We start from the raw sequence: 3381 nt of genomic DNA on the forward strand, positions 1-3381 counted from the left end.
TCTGGTTTAAAAGTATCTAATATCAACTGAAAATTCTTAACACTTTCTATGTTTTTAATGATGTCTACTTCATTCTGAGATAATTTAGCTTTTAACATATGCTCACTGCTACTTTTCATAAAATTAACATGACTCAAACCCTGTTCATTTAATGTTTTACGAAAGGCCTTTTTCTCGGTTATTATTTCAAACTTATATTTATGTTTTTCAGTGTTAACTTTAAAAACTTTACCGTTAGTATAAACTATGCCATTTTCTATATGCAACGTGTCACCAGAGATGGCCACACAGCGTTTTACTAAAATAAAGTCTTTTTCCCAAGGGGAGTTAAAAACGATAACATCACCTTGTTCTATTGAAGCTGTGCCAGATAACCTTTTATAAGGCCACCAATACTCTTTAAAACGTTTTTTTGCATTTTCATTGAAATAGTATCCTATGTTAACTAAGGGAATATCAAAAGGCGAACGTGGTAATCGAGGACCGTATTTTAATTTATTTACTAAAATAACGTCTTTGGGAAACAAAGTATTTTTCATGGAGGAACTGGGGATTTTGAAAACTCCAAAAACTAATGTTTTAAAGATTAAAACAATTGAAAAGCACAAAACAAAATTAAAAAAAACCTTAAGTATTTTTTTAAAATAAACGTTTTTTACTAAGCTTAAAATTCTAATAATTATAAGGTATAATGTAAATAACAATAATATAACTATCCAATGCCATAATTCTCCTAATATTAAAACAAATAGGAGAGGTGTTAAGGCAAAACAATAAGTTTTTTTAAGACCCCAAAATCTTTTTTGAAAGAAGTTAAACATTAATAATAATAAGATTTTTTAACCGTCTCAAAGGGTGTTATTCCTTTTTGCTTAAGCATAGATCTATATACTTAACAATGGTATTAGGATCTTTTTTTTCGGGCATAAAAATATTTGATAATCTCATACTTTGATTCAATATAAAAAAATAAGGAACATGAAAATTATCCAAATTTTTATTAAAATCAAACGAAGAATTATTATATATATTAATTTTGTTTCCTAAGTTTAAATCTTCTTTAAATAAATGAAAATCTCTTTTTGTTTTAAAAGATGAAATTATTAATATTTTTTCATTTTTAAATTTTTCAAGCACTTTGAATACAGCATCATAACATAAATTACAATTTAACTCGGTGAATCTAAACACTAAGGTGTTATTATCCTTAACAAGACTAGAAAGTTTAACTTTTGCATCTTGTTCATTTTCTAAAAAGATATCTTTTGTTTTTAAGTCTGAATACTTATAATTGACAAACAAATTATTTGTTAAATAAGTGTTTTTAGCTTCATTTTTATTAACATTTTCTTTTTTAAAAGTATGTCTAAAATTATAATATAAGCTTGTTAATAAAATTAGTACACCTGTAATGATTACTACTTTTTTCATTCTAAAAATCTTTCATTTTATAAAAAAACAACACAGGGTTGTCCATACTATTAATATTTTTTAAATCTTTCACATGCTCCAAATTCGTGAAATAATTAGAATCTTTAGGTGCCAGTATTTTTTCTTGTCTATCTATGAATGAGGGTATTAAATCGCTAGGAATAGCTACTATAAAATAATCTTTGTAACAACCTAATACATAATTTGGAAAAAACAACTGATTAAAATTTGTCTCATTAACCCAGTTTCTAGATCTTGGAAAAACCATGTTACTAGTGTTTTTGTTGTAAAACAAAAGGATATTACTGTTTTTAAATAGGTAATTAACTGTTAATGTGTTTTTGGACTCGAATAAATTAGATAATGAATGTACATAATTTGAACCTGAATTTAATGAATTCAAGATTATGTCTTGAGGCAAGTTAAACTGACCAAAGTCAAAATGATATTTAGGGTAAATAGTACTACCTTCTAATCTATAAATGTTATTATCATAATACTTAACCATATTAACATCAACTTCATTTGATGTCCAAAAATAATCCCATTTACCGCGTACCGTCTTACTTGTTAGTTTTTTATCATAAGGAAAATAACGATCTATATTCTTTTCAGATTGATCAGATATTCTTAAATTATGATTATCATCACCTACAAGTCCATTATAGTTGTTATAAAATGCAAATTTCTCACCTCCTACATAACTAATATTTCTGGCATAATTTTTAACCTTATTTATTGATAAAAAATTACCTTCATAGTTATATGAAATTTGCTTTCTCATTCTATCATCATATATTTTTAATTTATTATGGGTCCAATCTATGGTAAAGTCGGTAATGGAACTATACTCATTTGGACCTCTACCTTCATCGTTAATTTTTTTTATCAACTTACCCTCCATGGTGTAAATAAAAATACTTTTACTATTTTTATCTTTGATAAAAATAGTATCGTTAGCTATTAATATTTTCTTTATTTGCCCCATGTAATTGTTTTTACCCGTTTGCAATTTCACATAAAAACAGCTATCTATATAATCGCCTATTCTATTGCTTTGTTCATTTTCTTTTCCTGAAGGATCTTTAATATCAATATTATATTTTGCCATCATATTAATTTTTTTGCTTTTAAAATCATTTCCACAACTAACAAAAATTAACAGACCTAATAAAATAATTGAAACTAATGTTATATTTTTCATTATTATTTTTATTAAAATTTACCCGCTAAATTAAATATTAAAGATAGCGGGTAAATTGATTCTCAACCTATTGATAATTTTAAGAACATGGCTCAGGGGGCACAATATTCGTTGTTTCCACCCGAACATACTAACTGATTTTCATCATTATAATCAGTAGTACTAGAACCATTCCCAGATGCTGATCCACTTGTTCCAGTAGGCCCAGTACTTCCACTAACACTTCCACCTCCAGTATTTGTTTGAGAGTTCATACATTGTTGGTATTCTTCTTGATAATCTGAATTAAAAACGTCGTCCCAAAAATCGCCCCAATCATCATCGTTATCGCAATTTCTTTGATACTTAGCACAGTCATCTGCAGCATCACCGCTTTCTGCGTTAGCAAAATCCATTTGAAACAAAGCTGCTAAATTAATATCCGAATTGTTTTCACTTGAAGTTACAGTCAAATTAGAGACTACAGTTACCATTAAAATAGTTAAACCTAAAATTCTTATTATTTTCTTCATTTTATTAAATTTTATTAAATTTTAAATTATTTCTCAAAAAGTCTTTGAGGAAATACTACTTTTACAGAATATTAAATAGTGTTTTATTTTTAAACACTATTTAGCCTAAAAATTAAAGACTTCCTCTGGGTATCATTTATATTTATGTCATTGGCATGAATTTTTAGTTAAACAATTTGTGATTATATTTTTTAACATAAATGCTTAGAGGTTTATTATTTTTATTGATTTCTC

4 protein-coding genes are annotated in these 3381 nt (G+C 26.4%); all 4 read right to left on the bottom strand.

From position 1 onward, the window contains the following. Positions 1 to 821: signal peptidase I (gene lepB, locus FQU21_RS17110; protein WP_147679225.1), on the bottom strand; the 821-nt coding region annotated here is incomplete at its 3' end. A gap of 37 nt (positions 822 to 858) precedes the next feature. Next, entirely contained in the window at positions 859 to 1431 is a 573-nt protein-coding gene (locus tag FQU21_RS17115; RefSeq protein WP_147679226.1) for a hypothetical protein, read from the bottom strand. A gap of 1 nt (position 1432) precedes the next feature. Beyond that, complete coding sequence (locus FQU21_RS17120; RefSeq protein WP_147679227.1) at positions 1433 to 2635, bottom strand: 6-bladed beta-propeller; 1203 nt, start codon at positions 2633 to 2635, stop codon at positions 1433 to 1435. Between the two features lie 92 nt (positions 2636 to 2727). After that, entirely contained in the window at positions 2728 to 3147 is a 420-nt protein-coding gene (locus tag FQU21_RS17125; protein WP_147679228.1) for a hypothetical protein, read from the bottom strand. Positions 3148 to 3381 lie beyond the last annotated feature (234 nt).

Origin of the sequence: Algibacter pacificus, assembly GCF_008033385.1 — a bacterium.
Lineage (GTDB): Bacteria > Bacteroidota > Bacteroidia > Flavobacteriales > Flavobacteriaceae > Algibacter > Algibacter pacificus.

What these genes read in the sequence shown, in the direction of transcription:
- FQU21_RS17115 (WP_147679226.1), bottom strand. Translation starts at nt 1,431, where the DNA reads ATGAAAAAAGTAGTAATCATTACAGGTGTACTAATTTTATTAACAAGC.
- FQU21_RS17120 (WP_147679227.1), bottom strand. Translation starts at nt 2,635, where the DNA reads ATGAAAAATATAACATTAGTTTCAATTATTTTATTAGGTCTGTTAATT.
- FQU21_RS17125 (WP_147679228.1), bottom strand. Translation starts at nt 3,147, where the DNA reads ATGAAGAAAATAATAAGAATTTTAGGTTTAACTATTTTAATGGTAACT.